Origin of the sequence: Methylobacterium sp. J-076, from assembly GCF_022829405.1 — a bacterium.
Lineage (GTDB): Bacteria > Pseudomonadota > Alphaproteobacteria > Rhizobiales > Beijerinckiaceae > Methylobacterium.
Genome location: NZ_JAKSXW010000037.1, coordinates 1 through 19,971 on the forward strand (window position 1 = coordinate 1; position 19,971 = coordinate 19,971).

Below are 19,971 nucleotides of genomic sequence, written 5' to 3' on the forward strand. Positions count from 1 at the left end.
CGGATCCTGAACCGTCGCGCTGCCCCTCTCCCGACCCCCTGACGGGGGCCACCCTCCCCCGCAGAGGGGGGAGGGAAAGGGCGGGGCTGGCCCCGCGCTGCAGGTCGAGTGCATGGGCGAGGCCCCGACATCCCCCCAGGCCCCCTCCCTCCCCCCCCGGGGGGGGCGGTGCCCCTGTCGCGCAGGGGGGGGCGTGGGGCCGCGGTGGTCGGCACTATGGACACGGACGGCACCCTGCCGGGAAGGGCGCTGCGCTCTCCCCCCCTGCTGCACAGGGTACCCTCGCGCGGAGAGGGGGGAGGGAGGGTGCCTGGGGGCATGTCGGAGCCTCGCCCGGCGACGCGACCTGCAGCGCCGAGCCAGCCCCGCCCTGTCCCTCCCCCCTCTGCGGGGGAGGGTGGCCCCCGTCAGGGGGTCGGGAGAGGGGCAGCGCGACGGTTCAGGATCCGGCACCGGGCGCGACCTTTCCGGACAGGGCGCTCCCCTCTCCCCCCCTGCTGCGCAGGGTACCCTCCCCCGCAGAGGGGGGAGGGAGGGCGCGGGGGATGGCCCGGGCCATAAAAATTATGCCGATCCTGCGCCGGCCGCTGACGCGCGGGTCCCTCCCCCCTCTGCGGGGGAGGGTGGCCCCCGAAGGGGGTCGGGAGAGGGGCGGCGCGACGGGACCGGATGGGACGCCCGGCGCGACCTTTCCGGATGCGTCGCTCCCCTCTCCCCCCCCCCTGCTGCGCAGGGTATCCTCCCCCGCAGAGGGGGGAGGGAGGGCGCGGGGGATGGCCCGCAACGAATAACCTTGCCGATCCTGCGCCGGCCGCTGACGCGCGGGTCCCTCCCCCCTCCGCGGGGGAGGGTGGCCCCCGAAGGGGGTCGGGAGAGGGGCGGCGCGACGGGACCGGATCGGACGCCCGGCGCGACCTTTCCGGATGCGTCGCTCCCCTCTCCCCCCCCCCCTGCTGCGCAGGGTATCCTCCCCCGCAGAGGGGGGAGGGAGGGCGCGGGGGATGGCCCGCAACGAATAACCTTGCCGATCCTGCGCCGGCCGCTGACGCGCGGGTCCCGCCCCCCGCCGCGGGGGAGGGTGGCCCGCGAAGGGGGTCGGGAGAGGGGCGGCGCGACGGGACCGGATGGGACGCCCGGCGCGACCTTTCCGGATGCGTCGCTCCCCTCTCCCCCCCTGCTGCGCAGGGTACCCTCCCCCGCAGAGGGGGGAGGGAAACACGCGGGGCGTCCCTACAACCCCACCGGCGCGGGGGGCACCACCCGCGGCTGCGGCTGGTCGTCGGACCCGGTGCCCAGGGCGCACTGCACCATCACGCTGTCGGTCCAGCGGCCGTACTTGTAGCCCACCGACGGGAGCGTCCCGACCCGCCGGAAGCCGCAGGCCTCGTGCAGGCGGAGGGACGCCTCGTTGGCGGCGTCGATGTAGCCGATCATCTGCCGGTAGCCCCCCGCGGCGCAGGACTCGATCAACGCCGGCAGAAGCCGCCGGCCGATGCCCGCGTGGAGGTGGCCGTGATGCACGTAGATCGAGTGCTTGAGCGTGTAGCGGTAGGCGGGGCGCTTGCGGAACGGGACGGCGTAGGCGTAGCCCGCCACCTCCCCGTTCCGCTCGGCCACGAGGTGCGGCAGGCGCTTCTTGCGCATGGTCTTGCGGCGCCGCTTCAGGTCGTCGGGGAGGAGGCGCTCCTCCTCGAAATCCCCCGTGTCGCCGACGCCCTTGGCGATGTGGTGCTCGTAGATGGCGATCATCGCCGCCACGTCCGCGTCCGAGGACGGGCGGATCACGATCTCCGGGCCGGGGGCGGAGGTGCCGTCCGGCGCCATCAGGCCCCCTCTCGCAGGACGTAGGTGTGGAAGCGGATGCGCCCGTCCGGGTCCACCTCCCGGTAGACGCCCTGGATCTCGGCCTCGAAGCCGGGGAACAGGTTGGCCGAGGCCTCGAACATCTTGAAGTAGTCGAGCATGGGCTTGGCCCGCTCGTCCAGCCGCTCGCCGGGCAGCACCGTGCCGATGCCCGGCGGGTAGACCAGCATCAGCGTGGTGGCGATCCGCCCCTCGGCTTCGGCGATGGGCACGTAGTCGACCTTGTTGCGGGTCAGCATCTGCGCGGCCTGCTTGGGCGGCATCACCATCTCCGGCAGGTGCTCCGGCATGAACTGCTTGCGCTGGAGGGCCGAGGTGCCGTGCTCCCGGTGGAAGGCGTGCAGGTCGGTGCAGAGGTCGCGCAGGCGCACGCCCCGGTAGCGGTTGGGCCGCCGCTTCACGAATTCCGGCATGGCCTCCTCCAGGAGCACGTTGTCGTCGTGCAGGCGCTTGAAGGCGACCAGCCCCGAGATCAGCGTGCCGGCCTTGGACGATTCGACGCCCGGCGTCAGCAGGAAGAGCAGCGAGTTCAGGTCGTTCTTCTCCGCGACGATCCGGTTCTCACGCAGGTATTGCGCCACGATGGGCGCGGGCACGCCGTGCTCGGCATAGGCGCCGGTCTTCCGGTCGAAGCCGGGGGTGAGCACCGTCAGCTTGTTCGGATCGGTGATGGCGTAGCCGGGCGCGACATGGGTGAAGCCGTGCCACGCGGCGCCGGGGGTCAGCTCCCAGTAGCGGGCGTCGGAGGCCAGGGCGTCGGTGGGCACGCTCTCCCAGCTCTGCTCGCCGTCCGGGCCGTTCACCCGGTCGGGCACGAACGGGTCGAAGAACCAGCGGCGGGCGGGGTCGGCCTCGTTCTCCTCGAACTCCCGGCGGATGGCGCGGACCTTCTTGCGCCACTCGATGCCCAGCCGGATCGTGTCGTCCCACAGGATCATGCCGGAGCGCCCCTTCATCATCTGGGCGCCGACGTCGAGGGAGGCGAAGAGGGGGTAGAACGGCGAGGTCGAGGCGTGGACGAGGAAGCTCTCGTTCAGGCGCTTGTGCTCCACCCGCCGGGTCTGGCCGCGGATGTGGCTGTCCTTGGTGTGGATCTGCGAGGCTTGGCTGAAGCTCGCGAGCTGCTTGTGGGTCGATTGCGTCGCCACGATGCCGGGCGAGGTCTCGTCGAGCCCGGTCAGCCCCATGGCGTAGCGGCCCGCATAGAGCGGGTGGAACTTCATGAAGCCCGCCCAGGCCTCATCGAACATGATGTAGTCGCAGAGGTGGCCGATCTTCTGCACGATCAGCCGCGCGTCGTAGATCGTGCCGTCATAGGTGCATTGCTCGATCACCGCGACGCGGAACGGCCGCTCCCGGCGCCACGCCTCCTTGTCCTTCACCAGGGGGTTGGTGCGGATCTTCTCGCGGATGCGGGTCTCGTCCAGGGCCTCGTGGCAGATCGGGCCGATCAGCCCGAAGGCGTTCCGGTCGGTCTCCAGGAACACCGGGATGCCGCCGCCGAGGAACAGGGCGCCGTGGTGGGCCGCCTTGTGGTTGTTGCGGTCGAACAGGACGAGGTCGTCCTCCGCCACCAGGGAGGAGAGCACGATCTTGTTGGAGGCGGAGGTGCCGTTGAGGACGAAGTAGGTCTTCTCCGCCCCGAAGATCGCGGCGGCCTCCTTCTGCGCCCGGAGGGCCGGCCCCTCGTGGGTCAGCAGGTCGCCGAGGTCGAGGACGGAGTTGTCGAGGTCGTCGCGAAAGATCGCCTCGCCGAGGTGCTCCACGAAGATCCGCCCGATCGGCGAGCGGTTGTAGAAGATGCCGCCGTTGTGGCCGGGGCAGGTCCAGAGCTGGTTGCCCTTCTCCGCGTAGTCGACCAGCGCCCCGAAGAACGGGGTCTTCAGCGTCTCGGCATATTGCGTGACCCGGCTGACGAGGCCCCGCGCGATGTATTCCGGCGTTTCCTCGGCGAGGAAGATGTAGCCGTCGATGAAATCGAGCAGCTCGACCGGGATGTCCTCCAGCCGCTTGCGGCGGACCATGATGACGATGGGCATCTCCAGGCCGCGCCGTCGCATCATGTCGATGAGGGCGGCGGCCTTGCCGTCGAGCCCGCGCTTGCCCCAATCGACCACGAGGCAGCCCACCGCCGCGTCGGTCTGCACGGCGATGGCCGCGTCCTCTACGCGCCGGGCGCGCACCACCTCGAAGCCCCGCTGCTCGACCGCGGCGACGATCTGGTTGACGCGGGCGCCCTCGAGGTCGTCCGGATCGAAGGCCGGCGTACACATCAGGACGGTGAAGCGGCGGTGGAAGTCCATGCCCGGGCCCCTGGCAGACGAAGTGGCCCATGCCTTGTCGGACTGTCTGTGACCGTTCGATGACGGACCCCGCCGCGACGCGGGCGTTCAGCCGCCGGGCCGGCGCAGGCGCGGCCGCCGGGAGCCGTCGATGAATTCGAGGCCGCCGGCCGCGCTGTACATGTGCAGGCGCGAGCCCGGCCAATCCGTGCCCGCGCAGAGGCGGGTCTCCACGCGCTGGGCGAAGCCGTCCTCGTCCAGGCGCAGGATCCGGGCGAGGCCGAGCGCCGAGCCGTAGCCGCCGCGGCAATCCTGCACGGGGCGGATCAGCGCCCCGCCCCGGTGGACGATGGGCCCGGCCGGGCGGGCGGAGGCGACGTCGATCAGCACCGGGTTGCGGGGGTGCGCCACCCAGGGCCCGCGGAAATCGTCGGCGTGCCAGACGTGGAGGGAATCCGAGTACGACCCGCCCCCCGCGCGGACGGTGGCGAAGAGCCACCAGCGCCCCGCATGGCGCAGCAGCGTGGCGTCGCTCGCCACCACGGCCGCCACGAGGACCGCCTCGTGAACCCAGCCGCCGGGGAACTGCGTCGCCCGGTACAGGTCGATGGTGGCCGAGCGGCTCGATTCGGGGATCATCCAGACCTCACCCCCCGCCTCGAACACGAAGGGGTAGGAGAGGTGCGTGCCGAGTTCGAGGACGGGCTCCGGCCGCCCCACGGGCCCCCGCGCCCCGAAGCGCACGGCCGAGATCACGCCCTTGCCGCGGCGGTAATCGAACTCCTCCACGAACAGGGTGACGCCGCCGCCATGGGCCAGGGCGACGGGGTCGGCATAGAAGCGCCGCCCGTCGTCGGGCAGGTCGGTCCAGCCGCCGGGCGGGTGGCGGCGCAGGTCGATGAGGTCCGGCCCGTCGATCCGCCGCCAGCCGACCCGCCACCGGTCACCGTGGAAGCACAGGCCGTAGAGCCGCCGGGCGATCCGCCGGGCGAGGTTCTCCGCGGCCCGGCGGCGGGCGGTCCACCCGCCGATGTCGAAGGCGCCCCCCGGCGCGGGCGCGGCGAGGTCGCCCTCGGGCAGGTCGCGGGAGGCGGCCCCGGACAGGGCGGCTTCGATGAGGGTGATGGTGCGCGCGAGGTAATCCTCGAAGGCCACGAGCATCACCGTCAGCGATTCCGCCCCCAGGCGGCCGGCGGCGACGGCCATGCCGCCCCCGTCCCGCAGGGCCGCCACGGGGGCGCGGCCGGAGAAGAGGGCGGCAAGCAGCCCGGCCTCGCCGGGATTGCCGTCGTAATCGAGCCGCCAGGTCTCGGCGTCGGGCCCGGCCGGGGCGCCGCACAGGTCGAGGACGAGGTCGGGAGCCCCGGCCTCCGCCCCCTCGTAGGGCGCGAGGGCCACGGGGGCCGCGGCCGTGGCGAGGCCGGGCCGGGGCAGGCCGTGGATCGTCGCCTCGAGCTGGAACAGCAGTTCCGCGTTCGCCGGCAGCGCGCCGGCCGTGCCGGCCACCGCGTCCACGACGAGCCGGCAGTCGGCGCGCTGGCCCAGGCGCTCCAGCAGCCGCAGGTGCCAGCCGCGCAGGGCGTCCCGGTCGAGCCGGACGAGGATCGTGCGCAGGGCCTGCGTGGCGAGCGGCGGCCCCTCGGCCGCCATCAGCAATTGCGCCGTCACGGCAGATGGCGAAGCATCGGGCGGGCGGACGACATGTCCCCCCGCCGGCTCGGCGCGTTCCGGTGAGCACCCGGACGCCTTCTCCCTGTCATCGCGACGAGTCCCGGCCGCCAAGACTTGCAATGGGCAAGACCTTTTGCGGCCGCAACGGTCTTGTCTGATCGCATCATCGTGAATTCTTGCGGCCGGGTCCAGCCGTCCCCGGCCGATCCGATCGAGGCGGAGTGCCGGGAAAACGGGGATACGGGGCGGCCGAGGCGCGGCAAACCGGCTACAGGTTGTGCCCGTGGCCTCGATCCGGGCCGGTTCGGGGGCGATGACCGTTGACAGGAAGGCCCCGGCCTCGCCACATCCCCCCCATGACCGTACAACCGACAACCTCCGAGTCCGGCCAGCCCGCGACCCAGACGGCCAAGCCGCCGCTCAACATCCTGCTCTGCGCCCCGCGCGGCTTCTGCGCCGGCGTGGTCCGCGCCATCGACGTGGTGGAGCGCGCCCTCGCGATCCACGGCCCGCCCGTCTACGTGCGCCACGAGATCGTCCACAACAAGTACGTGGTCGAGAGCCTGAAGCGGAAGGGCGCGGTGTTCGTGCGCGAGCTCGACGAGGTGCCGGACGGCGACGCCCCGGTGATCTTCTCCGCCCACGGCGTGGCGAAGACGGTGCCGGCCAACGCCGATTCCCGCGGGATGACCACCATCGACGCCACCTGCCCCCTGGTGACCAAGGTCCACCGGGAGGCGGAGATCCACCACAAGCGCGGGCGCCACGTCCTGCTGGTCGGCCATTCCGGCCATCCGGAGGTGGTGGGCACGATGGGCCAGCTGCCCAAGGGCTCCATCACCCTGGTCGAGGACGTCGACCAGATCGAGGCCCTCACGCCGGCGGACCCGAACAACCTCGCCTGGGTGACGCAGACGACCCTGTCGGTGGACGACACCCGCCACGTGGTCGAAGCCCTGAAGCGGAAGTTCCCGACCATCACCGGGCCGCACAAGGACGACATCTGCTACGCCACCACCAACCGCCAGGAGGCGGTGAAGCAGGTGGCGCCCCTCGTGGATGCGCTGATCGTCGTCGGCTCCTCGAACTCCTCGAACTCGCAGCGCCTGCGCGAGGTGGCCGAGCGGGTCGGCTGCCCGATCACCCGGCTCCTCAACCGGGCCGAGGAGATCGACTGGCCGGCCTTCGAGGGCATCGCCAAGCTCGGCCTCACGGCCGGCGCCTCGGCCCCCGAGGTGCTGGTGGAGGAGATCATCGAAGCCTTCGCCGCCCGCTACGACGTGACCGTGGACACGGTCTCGACGGTGGTGGAGGACATGGTGTTCCCGCTGCCGCGCGAGCTGCGCAACGAAGCTGCGGAGTAGGCAGTCCCGGGACCGCCCCTGCGCGGCCCTTCCCGTTCGCACCCTCATCCTGAGGTGCCCGCGTCTGGCGGGCCTCGCAGGAGACCTCCAGGATCCGCCGCGATCCCTGGAGACCTCCTGCGAGGCCGCTTGCACGGCACCTCAGGATGAGGTTTGAGGGCTGGGATCCATCATCTCCGAAATTTCGAGCGCGCGCACGTGGCCGTCTACACCGAGGTATCCGACGCGGCGCTCGCTGAGTTCCTGGCGGCCTACGACATCGGCACCCTGCTCTCCTGCAAGGGCATCGCCGAGGGGGTCGAGAACTCGAACTACTTCCTGCACACCACCGGCGGCGCCTTCATCCTCACCCTCTACGAGAAGCGCGTCCGCGAGCAGGACCTGCCGTTCTTCGTCGGGCTGATGGAGCATCTGGCGCGGAACGGCCTCGCCTGCCCGCAGCCGATCCGCGACCGGAGCGGCACCGCCCTCGGGCGCCTGTGCGGCCGGCCCGCCGCCCTCGTCAGCTTCCTCGAGGGCGTCTCCCCGTCCTCGCCGGGGCCGGGGCATTGCCGGGAGGTCGGCGTCGCCCTGGCGCGGCTCCACGCCGCCGGGCGGGATTTCCCGATGGTGCGGGCCAACAGCCTCTCGGTCGAATCCTGGCGTCCGCTCTTCGCGCAGGCCGGCGGACAGGCCGATTCGGTCTCCCCCGGCCTGACGGAGCGCACCCTCGCCGACCTCGCGGTGCTGGAAGCGGGCTGGCCGCAGGCCCTGCCCGGCGGCGTGATCCATGCCGACCTGTTCACCGACAACGTGTTCTTCATCGGCGACGCCCTCTCGGGGCTGATCGACTTCTATTTCGCCTGCACCGACGCCTTCGCCTACGACCTCGCGGTCTGCCTCAACGCATGGTGCTTCGATGCGCAGGGCACCTTCCACCGGGACATGGCCACGGCCATGATCGCCGGCTACGAATCCCAGCGCGCCCTCGAACCGGCCGAGGTCGAGGCCCTGCCGATCCTGTGCCGGGGCGCGGCCCTGCGCTTCATGCTGACCCGGCTGGTGGACTGGCTGAACGTGCCGCCGGGCGCCCTGGTGAAGCCGAAGGACCCCCTCGAATACGACCGCCGCCTCGCCTTCCACCGGCGGGCCAGCAGCGCGGCCGATTATGGACGCGCGGCATGAGCGACGAGGGACGGGTCAAGATCTACACGGACGGGGCCTGCTCCGGGAATCCGGGGCCGGGGGGCTGGGGGGCGATCCTGATCTTCGGCGAGACCCGCAAGGAGATCTCCGGCGGGGAGGCGCACACCACCAACAACCGCATGGAGCTCCTGGCCGCCATCGAGGCGCTGGAGGCCCTGAAGCGCCCCTGCCAGGTGGATCTCTTCACCGACTCCCAGTACCTGCGGCAGGGCGTGACCGCCTGGATCCACAACTGGAAGGCCAGGGGCTGGCGCACCGCCGACAAGAAGCCCGTGAAGAACGAGGACCTCTGGCGCCGGGTCGATGCGGCCCGCGACCGCCACGAGGTGGCGTGGCACTGGGTGAAGGGCCACGCCAGCGACCCGCTAAACAACCGGGTCGATGCGCTCGCCGTGGCGGCCATGGCGCCGTTCAAGCGGCGGTAGTCAGTCCGTCGTGCCGTCGATCCCGAGCCAGTGCCGCCCGTCGCGGGCCAGCAGGGCGTCGGCCTCCTTCGGGCCGGCGCTGCCGGCCGGGTAGAGGGGAATGTCCGCCTGCGGCCAGCCCTTCAGCAGCGGGTCCACCGCCGCCCAGCCGGCCTCGATGTTGTCGGCCCGCTGGAACAGGGTCGCGTCGCCGACCATGCAATCGTAGAGCAGCGTCTCGTAGCCGACATTGGGCGTGTCGGCGAAGAAGTCGCTGTACTTGAACGCCGTGCGCACCCGGCCGACCTTCATCTCCGGCCCCGGCACCTTGACGTTGTACTCCGTGCTGATCCCGTGATCCGGGTCGATGGTGATGCGCATCACCGTCGGGCCGAGGTCGTCGGTGGGCGTGTCCTCGAACATCTTGAACGGGGCCGGCTTGAACAGCACCGCGATCTCGGTGCGGCGCCCGGTCATGCGCTTGCCGGTGCGGACGTAGAACGGCACCCCCGCCCAGCGCCAGTTCTCGATGGCGAGCTTCAGGGCGATGTAGGTCTCCGTCACCGAATCCCCGGCGACGTGCGGCTCGTCCCGGTAGCCGGGCACGGAATGCCCCTCCAGCGTGCCCGCACCGTACTGGCCGCGCACCGCATCCTCCGGCGGGATCGGCCGCACCGCCTCGGCGAGCTTGGCCTTCTCGCTGCGCACCGCCTCGGCACCGAAGGAGTTCGGCGGCTCCATGGCGACCATGCAGAGGAGCTGGAACATGTGGTTGGGCACCATGTCCCGCAGGGCCCCGGTCGGCTCGTAGAAGCCGCCGCGCTCTTCCACGCCCACCGTCTCGGCCGCCGTGATCTGCACGCTGTCGATGTATTCCCGCCGCCAGACCGGCTCCAGCATCCCGTTGGCGAAACGGAAGGCCATGATCGACTGCACCGTCTCCTTTCCGAGGAAGTGGTCGATCCGGTAGAACTGGCTCTCGTCACCCTGCTTGAGGATGCGGGCGTTCAGCGCCTTGGCCGAGGCGAGGTCGGAGCCGAACGGCTTCTCGATCACCACCCGGCGGAAGCTGCCCTCCTCCTGCTTCAGCAGACCCGCCTGGCCGAGGCCCTCGACGATGGTGCCGAAGAACCGGGCCGCCACCGCGCAGTAGAACACCGCGCTGCCCTTCACCCGGTCCTTGACCGCCTGGAAGGTCTCGGGCTTCTCGAAGTCGCCCTTCAGGTAGTGCAGCCTGTCGCGGATGAATCCCCAGCTCTTGGGGTCGATATGCGCGGCGTGGAACTCGGAGGTCGGGTCCTTGCTGAACTCCTCCATCGTCTTCGTCAGGGTGTCGCGCAGGGATTGGTCGGTCCCGTCGCTGTGATCGACGCCGATGATGGAGAAGCCCTCCGGCAGCAGCCCGGCCCCGGCGAGGTTGTAGAGCGAGGGCATCAGCAGGCGCTTGGTGAGGTCGCCCCCCGCGCCGAAGATCACGAGGGTGCAGGGCGGGGCCGGCGTCGTGCCGCTGGCCGCATCGTCCTTCAGGGGCGTCATCTGCTCGGGCATCGGAAGTCCCTCGGCGTGCGGCACTGCAGCGAAATCGGCGGGACAACCCCGCACGGGGGATGGCGTTCCGGCCCCCGGGCGGGGGCGCCATCACGAGCGCGCGGGCCTGGGTCGCCCCCCCGCGGGGGGCGGATCACTCGTCCGGGCGCACCGCCTGCCCCCCGTAATCGATCGGCAGGCTCGGCCCCTTCAGCTCGGAATCGCTCGGCAGGGCGCGGGCGTCCCAGCCGCCGCCGAGGCCGCGGATCAGGGTGATCGCCGCCGTGTAGCGGTTCAGCAGCACCTGGAGGGAGGCGACCTCGTTGTTCACGAGGAGCCCCTGCGCCGTCACCACGGTGGTGAAGTTCTGCGTGCCGGCCCGGTACTCGTTGACGGTGATCTCCACGGCCCGGCGGGACGACTCGACGGCGGCGTCCTGCGCGCCCTGCTGCTGGCGCAGGATGCGCTGGGCGGCCATCTGGGTCTCGACCTCGGCGAAGGCGGCGAGCACCACCTGCCGGTAGTTCGCCACCGCCGCATCGTAGGCCCCCTCGGCGGCTCGCACCGCGGCGATGCGGGCGCCCCCCTCGAACAGGGTCTCGCTGCCGGCCGCCGTCACCGCCCAGACCTGGTTGACCGGCGACAGGAGGCCGTTGCTCGTCAGCCCCGAGAGGCCGCCCGAGGCCGAGAGGGTCACGGTGGGGAAGAAGGCGGCCACGGCGACGCCGATCCGCTCGCTCTGCGACTGCACGAGGCGCTCCGCCTGGGCGACGTCGGGCCGCCGCTCCAGCAGGTCGCCGGGGATGCCCGCGGGCACCTGCGGCGGGTTGCGGGGCAGGTCGGCGACGGCGACGGACACCTCGGAGGGCGGGCGGCCGATCAGCGTGGCGAGGGCGTTCAGGTACTGGATGCGGGTGAGGCGCACGGAGATGGCCTGCGCCTGGATCGTCTGCACCTGGGTCTGGGCGGTGACCACGTCCGAGCGCGCGGCGACGCCGGCGGCGTACTGGTTCTCGGCGATGCGCAACGTCTTCGTGAAGTTCTCGACGTTGCTGTCGAGCACCTTCTGCAGGGAGTCGGCGTAGCGCACCGAGAAGTAGTCGGCGGCGACCTCGGCCTGGATGGCGAGGCGCGTCAGGGCGATGGTGGCGGCGTCCGACTGGGCGAGGGCCGTCTCGCTCTCGATGTTGCGCCGGGTGGCGCCGAACAGGTCGAGCTCCCAGCTCGCCTGCCCCTGCAGCGACACGCTGGTCCGCACCACCCCGCTGCCCTGCGAGCGGGTGATCGAGGGGGCGCCGATCACCGTCGGGTACAGCGCCGCCTGGGCCGAGGCGACCAGCGCCCGGGCCTGCCGGTAATTCGCCACCGCCTGCCGGAGGGACTGGTTGTCCACGTCCACGAGGCGGATCAGCCGGTCGAGGGCGGGATCGCGGAACACGCGCCACCAATCCCCCCGCTCGACGGCGTCGGCGGGCTTCGACTCGCGCCAGCCCTTCCTGCGGGCGGCGACGTAGCCGGGGCTGTCCTCGCGCACGCCGCCCTGCTTGTAGGCGAGCGGGGTTTCCACCGAGGGGCGGGAATAGTCGGGGCCGACGACGCAGCCGGCGAGGGTGGTGGCGACGGCGAGGGTGGCGGCGAGGCGCGACACCAAGCGTGCGTCTCCTCGCCCCGATCCCATCCCCCACCTCATCCCGGGGTGCTGCGCCGCAGCCTCGGAGGGCTCCAGACGGGGTGGCGATCCCCGGAGCCCTCCTGCGAGGCCCACCGACGTGGGCACCTCAGGATGAGGGAAAGGGTGGGATGAGGGGAGCGGCTCTCTCCCCGCAAGCGGGGCGAGGGGGTGCGTCCCGGCACCGTCTGCGTCGTCCCGAGGAGGCACCCGCATCACTCCCCCGCCGGCACGTGGGCCGCCCCGCCGGCCCGGCCGCGGCGGTTTTGCCAGCGCTGCCGGAGGCGGTCGAGGGAGAGGTAGACGACCGGGGTGGTGTACAGGGTCAGGATCTGGCTCACGATCAGGCCGCCGACGATGGCGATGCCCAGCGGCCGCCGCAGTTCCGCCCCCTCCCCCGTCGAGATGATGAGCGGGACGGCGCCGAGCATGGCCGCGAGCGTCGTCATCATGATCGGCCGGAAGCGCAAGGTGCAGGCCTCGCGGATCGCGTCCACCGGATTCGCGCCCCGGGTGCGCTGGGCGTCGATGGCGACGTCGACCATCATGATCGCGTTCTTCTTCACGATGCCGATGAGCAGGAACACGGCGATGAGGGCGATGATCGTGAACTCCGTCCCCGTCACCAGCAGCGCCAGCACCGCACCGACGCCGGCCGAGGGCAGGGTCGAGAGGATGGTGAGCGGGTGCACGAAGCTCTCGTAGAGGATTCCGAGCACCGCGTAGACCGCCAGGATCGCGGCGAGGATCAGGAGCGGCTGGCGCGAGGCCGAGGAGACGTAGTTCTTGGCGGCCCCGGCATACTCGCCATGGATGCTCGCGGGCAAGCGCAGGTCCGCCATGGCCTTGTCGATGGCGGCGGTGGCGTCCGACAGGCTCTTGCCCGGGGCGAGGTTGAACGAGATCGTCGTGGCGACGAACAGCCCCTGGTGGCTGATCTGGACGGGGGCGCTGCCGGTCTCGAAGCGGGCGAAGGCCGAGAGGGGCACCATCGTCTCCTTGGCGGAGGAGACCGGCGCGCTCGACGAGGCGCCCCCCTTGGAGGCCGCCAGCGCGTTGGACGAGGCGTTCCGGGCCGAATCGGAGGCGATCGCCGCCGCGTTGGTGCTGGCATCGGTGCTGGCCGTGGAGGTGGCCGCCGTGGCCGCGGCGAGCGCCCCCGCCGCGCCGCTGCCGACGGCGCCGGTCCCGGCGGCGGTGCCCGTCGCGGTGGAGGACGTGCTGCCGGGGCTGCTCGTGCCGGCGGCGGCGTTGGTGTTCACGCTGCCCCCCGCCGCCACCGTGCCCGCCACCGCGTTGGTGGTGGCCGAGCCGCGGGCGTTGCCGCCGGAGGTGGAGACGAAGATGCGCTTGATCGTCTCCGGCGTCTCCAGGTAGCGCGGGGCGATCTCCATCACGACGTGGTACTGGTTCAGCGGGTTGTAGATGGTCGAGACCTGCCGCTGGCCGAAGGCGTCGTAGAGGGTCTGGTCGATCTTGTCGGGGGTGATGCCGTAGCGGAAGGCGGTGGCCCGGTCGATGACGATGCGGCTCTCCAGCCCCCCGTCCTGCTGGTCGGAGGTCACGTCGGCGAAGGTCGGGTCCTTCTGCAGGGCCGCCAGCAGCTTGGGCGCGGCGGCGTTCAGCTCCTCCGGCGTGTCGCCCTGGAGGGTGTACTGGTACTGGGCGAAGCTCTGGCGCCCGCCCATCTGCAGGTCCTGGCGGGGGAAGACGTAGAGCCGGGCGCCCGCGACCTGCGCCAGCTTCGGCCGCAGGCGGCCGGTCACGGCGGTCATCGAATCCCGCTCGCCCAGGGGCTTCAGGCCCACGAAGACGTTGGCCGAGTTGGTGCCCCGCCCGCCGGTGAACCCGACGACGCTCTCCACCGCCGGGTCCGCGCCGACGATCTGCGCCGCCTGGGACAGCTTCTTCTCCATGGACTGGAAGGAGATGCGCTGGTCGGCCTGGACGCCGCCCATCATCTGCCCCGTATCCTGCTCGGGGAAGAAGCCCTTGGGCACGATGATGTAGAGGTAGACGTTGAGCCCCACCGTCCCCAGCAGCGTCAGCAGCACGAGGCGCGGGTGGCGGAGCGCGATCTCCAGGGAGCGGGCATAAGCGCCGAGGAGGGCGTCGAACCCGCCTTCGAGGAGGCGCACCAGCAGGTTGCGGCGCTGGGCCGGGGCGCCCGGGCCCGCCCCGTGCCCCTCGCGCTTCAGCAGCCTCGCGCACATCATCGGCGTCGTGGTGAGCGACAGGACGAGGGAGATCAGGATCGCCAGGGACAGGGTGACGGCGAATTCCTGGAAGATGCGGCCGACGAGCCCGCCCATCAGCAGGATCGGCAGGAACACGGCGATGAGCGACAGGCTCATGGAGATGACGGTGAAGCCGACCTCCCGGGCGCCGATGAGCGCCGCCTCGAGCCGGGGCTTCCCCTCCTCCACATGGCGCTGGATGTTCTCCAGCACGACGATGGCGTCGTCCACGACGAAGCCCGTGCCGATGATCAGCGCCATCAGCGACAGGATGTTGAGGGAGTAGTTCAGCAGGTACATCGCCGAGAAGGTGCCGACGATGGAGATCGGCACGGCGACGGCGGGGATGAGGGTCGCCCGCCCCGAGCGGAGGAAGGCGTAGACCACGAGGATCACGAGGCCCACCGCCACGATCAGCGTCTCCTCCGTCGCCGCCAGGGAGGCGCGGATGGTGGCGCTGCGGTCGCCGGTGAGCTTGATGTCGATGCCGCCGGGCAGCGCCGCCGTGATCTGCGGCAGGGCCTTCTTCACGCCGTTGATCGTGTCGATGACGTTGGCGCCGGGCTGCTTGTAGACGAACAGCAGGACGCCGGGCTTGCCGTTGACGATGCCGAGGTTGCGCTTGTCCTCGACGCCGTCCTCCACCTTGCCGACATCGGTGAGCCGCACCGCCGCGCCGTTGCGGTAGGCCACGACGATGTCGCGGTAGTCGGCGGCCTTCCGCCCCTGGTCGTTGGCGTAGAGCTGGTAGCGGCGTTCGCCCACGTCGAGCTCGCCCTTGGGCGAGTTGGCGTTGGCCGAGGCCAGCGCCGCACGGATGCCCTCCAGCCCGATGCCGTAGTTGAACAGGGCGGTGGGATCGAGCTCCACCCGCACCGCCGGCAGGGACGATCCGCCGACATCGACGTTGCCGACGCCGGGCAGCTGCGACAGCTTCTGCTGCACCACGGTGGCGGCGGAATCGTAGACCTGCCCCCGGGTCAGGGTGTCCGAGGTCATGCCGAGGATGATGATCGGCGTCTCGGCGGGGTTGAACTTCCGGTAGGTGGGGTTCTGGCGCAGCGCGGTCGGCAGGTCGGCCCGGGCCGCATTGATGGCGGCCTGCACGTCCCGGGCGGCGCCGTCGATGTCGCGGTTCAGGCCGAACAGCAGGACGATGCGGACCGTGCCGAGCGAACTCGTCGAGGTCATCTCGTTGACGTCGGCGATGACGCCGAGGCGCCGCTCCAGGGGGGCGGCGACGGTCTGCGCCATGGTCTCGGGGCTGGCGCCGGACATCTGCGCCTGGACCAGGATGACGGGGAAGTCGATCTGCGGCAGGGGCGCGACCGGCAGCCTGAGGAAGGCGAAGACGCCCGCGAGCAGCACGCCGATGGTGAGCAGCGTCGTCGCGATCGGCCGGCGGATGAAGGGCTCGGAGATGTTCACGGCGCCTCCCGTCCCCCTCCGCCCTCTGCGGGGGAGTGCGACCCCGGCGTCAGCGGGGGTCGAGAGAGGTGCAGCGCGACGGTGGAGGATGTGACGCCCGGCGCGACCGCTCCGGCAGCCGCGCTCCCCTCTCCCCCCCTGCTGCGCAGGGTACCCTCCCCCGCAGAGGGGGGAGGGGGAGCGGTGTGTTTTGTTTCGCCGGCAGCGTGCTCGCCAGAACCGGACTGGACGCGCGTGCTCCCTCCCCCCTCTGCGGGGGAGGGTGGCCCCGGCGTCAGCCGGGGTCGGGAGAGGGGAGCGACGGTGCCGGAGAGGTCGCGCCCTAGCCGCGCCCGGACAGCCTCTCCGACCCTATCGAGCACGGCCCCGAGGTTCATCAGCACGAGGTCGTTCGGAAAGCGCAGGACATCAAAACCCTGAGCCTTGAGCCACTCATCGCGTTTGGCATCGCGCTGGCGGCGCTCCTCCGTCTCATGCGGCTCGCCGTCGAGTTCGACGATCAGGCGCACCGAGGCGCAGAGGAAGTCGGCGATATAGGGCGGGACCGGGGCCTGACGCCGGAACTTCAGCCCGCGGAAACGGCCGGCGCGGACCTGCTGCCAGAACAGGTCCTCCGCGTTCGTCCGCAGCCGACGCTGTTCCTTCGCGAAATCGCGCAGGCGGAGGGAGACCGGTTCGAAGCGGCGCTCACCGGAACACCCTCTTCCTTCCCCCTCTGCGGGAGAGGGGGACCCCTGCGTCGGCAGGGATCGGGAAAGGGGCGGCGCGACGCTGGCGGATGAGGCACCCGGCGCGCGCTGTCCTGTGAGGGCGCTCCCCTCTCCCCCCCCGCTGCGCGGGGTACCCTCCCCCGCAGGGGGGGGAGGGAGCACGGCGCGATCCGTCACGGCAGCACCTCGCCGCCTTCGATCGCCCGCCCCCGGCCCGAGACCCGCCGTTCCAGCCTGTCGAACGCGAGGTAGATCACCGGCGTGGTGAACAGCGTCAGCACCTGGCTGACGATCAGCCCGCCCGCGATGCAGATGCCCAGCGGCTGGCGCAGCTCGGAGCCGACGCCCGTGCCGAGGATCAGCGGCACCGCCGCGAACAACGCCGCCAGCGTCGTCATCAGGATCGGCCGGAAGCGCAGGAGGCAGGCCTGCTCGATCGCCTCCCGGGGGCCGAGCCCGTCCTCGCGCTCGGCCTGGAGCGCGAAGTCGATCATCATGATCGCGTTCTTCTTCACGATGCCGATCAGCAGCACGATGCCGATGATCGCGATGATGTCGAGGGACAGCCCGAACAGCATCAGCCCGGCGAGCGCCCCGATCCCCGCCGAGGGCAGGGTCGAGAGGATGGTGATCGGGTGGATGAAGCTCTCGTAGAGCACGCCCAGCACGATGTAGACCGTCACGATGGCCGCCAGCACCAGGAACAGCTCGTTGCCGAGCGCCCCCTGGAAGGCGAAGACCGAGCCCTGCGGCACCACCCGGAAGGACGGCGGCAGGTCGATCGCGGCCTTGGCGGCGTCGATCGCCTCCACCGCCTGCCCCAGGGCCGCGCCGGGGGCGAGGTTGAACGACACGGTCGTCGCCGGGAACTGGCCGAGATGCGAGATCAGCAGCGGCGCCCGCCGCTCGCTGACCCGCGCCACCGAGGACAGGGGCACCTGCCCGTTCGTCGCCGTGGACGAGGGCAGGTAGATGCCGTTCAGGCTGTCCAGGGTCTTGTGCAGGTCCGGGTCGGCCTCGAGGATCACCCGGTACTGGTTGGACTGGGTGAAGATCGTCGAGATGATGCGCTGCCCGAAGGCGTCGTAGAGGGCGTTGTCGATGGTGGCCGGGGTGATGCCGTAGCGGCCCGCCGTGGGCCGGTCGATGGTGACGTAGGCGGCCAGCCCCTGGCCCTGGTGGTCGCTGGTCACGTCGGCGACGGCGGGGGAGGCGGCGAGCGCGGCGGTGAAGCGGGGCACCCAGGTCTCGAAATCCTCGAGGTTCGGGCTCTCCAGGATCACCTGGTACTGCGTCGCCGACACGGCGGTGTCGATGGTCAGGTCCTGGACCGGCTGCATGTAGAGGCGGATGCCGGGCTCGGACGCGGCGGCCGCGCCGATCCGCCGGATGATCTCGCTCGCGGTGGCGGTGCGCGCGTCGCGGGGCTTCAGGTTGATGAGCATCCGCCCGGAATTGAGCGTGACGTTCTGGCCGTCGACCCCGATGAAGGAGGACAGGCTCTGGACGTCGGGGTCCTTCACGATGATCGCCGCCAGCCGCTGCTGCCGCTCGGCCATGGCCGCGTAGGAGACCGACTGGTCGGCCTGGGTGATGCCCTGGATCACCCCCGTATCCTGGATCGGGAAGAACCCCTTGGGGATCACCACGAACAGGTAGGCGGTGAGCGCCACCGTGCCGAGGGTGACGAGGAGCGTCAGGCCCTGGTGGGCGAGCACCACCCGCAGCGCCCGGCCGTAGGCGGCGACGGTGCCCTCGATGGCGTTCCGGCCCATCCGCGCGATCGGCCCCTCCCGGCGCGCCCCATGGGCGGCCTCGGGCACGTGCTTCAGGAGCCGGGCGCAGAGCATCGGCACCAGGGTCAGGGAGACCACCGCGGAGATGACGATGGTGGCGGCCAGCGTGATCGCGAATTCGTGGAACAGCCGGCCGACCACGTCCCCCATGAACAGCAGCGGGATCAGCACCGCGATCAGCGAGACGGTGAGCGAGATGATGGTGAAGCCGATCTCCCGGCTGCCCTTGAGGGCCGCCTCCAGGGGCGCATCGCCCTCCTCCACGTGGCGGGCGATGTTCTCGATCACCACGATGGCGTCGTCCACGACGAAGCCCGTGGCGATGGTGAGGGCCATCAGCGACAGGTTGTCGAGGGAGAAGCCGTAGAGGTCCATCACCGAGAGGGCGCCGATCAGCGAGAGCGGCACCGACAGGCTCGGGATCAGCGTCGCCGACAGGCTGCGCAGGAACAGGAAGATCACCAGCACGACCAGGGCGATGGCCAGCCCCAGCTCGAACTGCACGTCGTCCACCGAGGCGCGGATCGTCGTGGTCCGGTCGGTGAGCGGGGTCACCGTCACGGCCTGCGGCAGGCTCGCCTGCAATTGCGGGAGCAGCTGCTTGATCTTGTCGACGGTGGCGATGACGTTCGCCCCCGGCTGGCGCTGGATGTTGAGGATGACGGCCGGCGTCTCGTCCGCCCAGGCGCCGAGCTTGGTGTTCTCGGGCGCGTCCACCACGTCGGCGACGTCGGAGAGCCGGACGGGGGCGCCGTTGCGGTAGGCGATGATGGCCGCATCGTAGGCCTTCGGGTCGCGGATCTGGTCGTTGGCGTTGATCGCGTAGGACTGCTTCGGCCCGTCGATCGTCCCCTTGGGCGTGTTGACGTTCAGGTTGGTGATCGTCGTGCGCAGGTCGTCGATGTTGAGGCCGTAGGCGGCGAGCTGGCGGGCGTTGAAGCGCACCCGCACCGCCGGCCGCTGCCCGCCGGAGATGCTCACGAGGCCCACGCCCGCCACCTGGCTGATCTTCTGGGCGAGGCGCGTCTCGGACAGGTCCCGCACCTGCGTCAGCGGCAGGGTCTTGGAGGTGAGGGCCAGCGTCAGGACGGGGGCGTCGGCCGGGTTCACCTTGGCGTAGACCGGGGGCGCCGGCAGGTCCGAGGGCAGCAGGTTGCCCGCCGCGTTGATCGCCGCCTGGACCTGCTGCTCGGCGATGTCGAGGCCGAGATCGAGGTTGAACTGAAGGGTGATGACCGAGGCCCCCGCCGAGGATTGCGAGGTCATCTGGTTGAGGTTGGCGAGCTGGCCGAACTGCCGCTCCAGGGGCGCGGTGACGGAGGAGGTCATCACCTCCGGGCTGGCCCCGGGGTAGAAGGTCTGGACCTGGATGGTCGGGTAGTCGACCGAGGGCAGGGCCGAGACCGGCAGGTTCAGGTACGACACCCCGCCGACGATCAGGATCGCCAGCATCAGCAGCGTGGTGGCGACCGGGCGAAGGATGAACAGGCGGGACGGGTTCATCGCGCGCTCCCCCTCCCCCCCCTGCGGGGGAGGGTGGCCCCCGCGTCAGCGGGGGTCGGGAGAGGGGAGCGCCGGTGCCGGAGAAGCCGCGCCCGGCGCGGCTTCTCCGGCACCGGCGCTCCCCTCTCCCCCCCCGCTGCACGGGGTACCCTCCCCCACAGAGGGGGGAGTGAGGCGTCACGCGGCCCGCGCCCATCACTGCCCCTTCCGGTGCCGTCTGCGCCCGCCCTGCTGCTGCGGCTCGCCCTCGCCGGCGGCCTCCTTCGCCGCGTCGGCGGAAGGCGCCTGCGGCCCTGCGGCCAGCTCTCCCTGTCCGTCCTCGGCGGAGGCCT

Annotated in this window: 11 protein-coding genes; 3 read left to right on the forward strand and 8 right to left on the reverse strand. The window is 71.4% G+C overall.

Translation table 11 applies throughout. The features are described from left to right. Positions 1-1,230 precede the first annotated feature (1,230 nt). From MKK53_RS02510 to MKK53_RS02520, 3 genes are all read right to left on the reverse strand, one after another. The gene (locus MKK53_RS02510; RefSeq protein WP_243926583.1) at positions 1,231-1,824 is read right to left on the reverse strand and encodes a GNAT family N-acetyltransferase; all 594 of its coding nucleotides are present in this window, start codon (positions 1,822-1,824) and stop codon (positions 1,231-1,233) included. After that, positions 1,824-4,166: an Orn/Lys/Arg decarboxylase N-terminal domain-containing protein gene (locus tag MKK53_RS02515; RefSeq protein WP_243926585.1), complete on the reverse strand. Its 2,343-nt coding sequence runs from the start codon at positions 4,164-4,166 to the stop codon at positions 1,824-1,826. Before MKK53_RS02515 ends, MKK53_RS02510 begins: the two co-directional genes overlap by 1 nt. An 87-nt stretch (positions 4,167-4,253) precedes the next feature. Then, positions 4,254-5,795, reverse strand: coding sequence for a formyl transferase (locus MKK53_RS02520; protein WP_243926601.1), 1,542 nt, complete (start codon positions 5,793-5,795; stop codon positions 4,254-4,256). A gap of 377 nt (positions 5,796-6,172) precedes the next feature. Here MKK53_RS02520 and ispH point away from each other — a divergent pair, with 377 nt between their 5' ends. The 3 genes from ispH (at position 6,173) to rnhA (ending at position 8,790) form a co-directional block, all read left to right on the forward strand. Further along, positions 6,173-7,180 carry a 4-hydroxy-3-methylbut-2-enyl diphosphate reductase gene (gene ispH / locus MKK53_RS02525; RefSeq protein WP_243926587.1) on the forward strand — a complete coding sequence of 336 codons (1,008 nt, stop codon included), beginning with the start codon at positions 6,173-6,175 and terminating at the stop codon, positions 7,178-7,180. A gap of 198 nt (positions 7,181-7,378) precedes the next feature. Beyond that, positions 7,379-8,344 carry a homoserine kinase gene (locus tag MKK53_RS02530; protein ID WP_243926589.1) on the forward strand — a complete coding sequence of 322 codons (966 nt, stop codon included), beginning with the start codon at positions 7,379-7,381 and terminating at the stop codon, positions 8,342-8,344. Continuing rightward, a complete protein-coding gene (gene rnhA / locus MKK53_RS02535) occupies positions 8,341-8,790 on the forward strand; it encodes a ribonuclease HI (protein ID WP_243926591.1) in 450 nt (149 codons plus the stop codon). Before MKK53_RS02530 ends, rnhA begins: the two co-directional genes overlap by 4 nt. Here the strand turns inward: rnhA and zwf are convergent, their stop codons facing one another. The 5 genes from zwf to MKK53_RS02560 all read right to left on the reverse strand — a co-directional run bounded on the left by zwf (position 8,791) and on the right by MKK53_RS02560 (position 19,639). After that, complete coding sequence (gene zwf / locus MKK53_RS02540) at positions 8,791-10,317, reverse strand: glucose-6-phosphate dehydrogenase (protein WP_409564258.1); 1,527 nt, start codon at positions 10,315-10,317, stop codon at positions 8,791-8,793. 133 nt (positions 10,318-10,450) lie between these two features. Further along, entirely contained in the window at positions 10,451-11,974 is a 1,524-nt protein-coding gene (locus tag MKK53_RS02545) for an efflux transporter outer membrane subunit (protein WP_243926593.1), read from the reverse strand. 206 nt (positions 11,975-12,180) lie between these two features. Further along, complete coding sequence (locus MKK53_RS02550; protein WP_243926595.1) at positions 12,181-15,630, reverse strand: efflux RND transporter permease subunit; 3,450 nt, start codon at positions 15,628-15,630, stop codon at positions 12,181-12,183. After that, positions 15,627-16,517 (reverse strand): endonuclease domain-containing protein, encoded by an 891-nt coding sequence (locus tag MKK53_RS02555; RefSeq protein ID WP_243926597.1) that lies wholly within the window; start codon positions 16,515-16,517, stop codon positions 15,627-15,629. The genes MKK53_RS02550 and MKK53_RS02555 overlap by 4 nt, the downstream gene beginning before the upstream one ends. After that, a complete protein-coding gene (locus MKK53_RS02560; protein WP_243926599.1) occupies positions 16,514-19,639 on the reverse strand; it encodes an MdtB/MuxB family multidrug efflux RND transporter permease subunit in 3,126 nt (1,041 codons plus the stop codon). The genes MKK53_RS02555 and MKK53_RS02560 overlap by 4 nt, the downstream gene beginning before the upstream one ends. Positions 19,640-19,971 lie beyond the last annotated feature (332 nt).

Bases quoted from the DNA above. Each gene is read 5' to 3' on its own strand.
- rnhA (WP_243926591.1), top strand. From the start codon at position 8,341: ATGAGCGACGAGGGACGGGTCAAGATCTACACGGACGGGGCCTGCTCC.
- MKK53_RS02545 (WP_243926593.1), bottom strand. From the start codon at position 11,974: ATGGGATCGGGGCGAGGAGACGCACGCTTGGTGTCGCGCCTCGCCGCC.
- MKK53_RS02560 (WP_243926599.1), bottom strand. From the start codon at position 19,639: ATGAACCCGTCCCGCCTGTTCATCCTTCGCCCGGTCGCCACCACGCTG.
- zwf (WP_409564258.1), bottom strand. From the start codon at position 10,317: ATGCCCGAGCAGATGACGCCCCTGAAGGACGATGCGGCCAGCGGCACG.
- MKK53_RS02520 (WP_243926601.1), bottom strand. From the start codon at position 5,795: ATGGCGGCCGAGGGGCCGCCGCTCGCCACGCAGGCCCTGCGCACGATC.
- MKK53_RS02510 (WP_243926583.1), bottom strand. From the start codon at position 1,824: ATGGCGCCGGACGGCACCTCCGCCCCCGGCCCGGAGATCGTGATCCGC.
- MKK53_RS02515 (WP_243926585.1), bottom strand. From the start codon at position 4,166: ATGGACTTCCACCGCCGCTTCACCGTCCTGATGTGTACGCCGGCCTTC.
- ispH (WP_243926587.1), top strand. From the start codon at position 6,173: ATGACCGTACAACCGACAACCTCCGAGTCCGGCCAGCCCGCGACCCAG.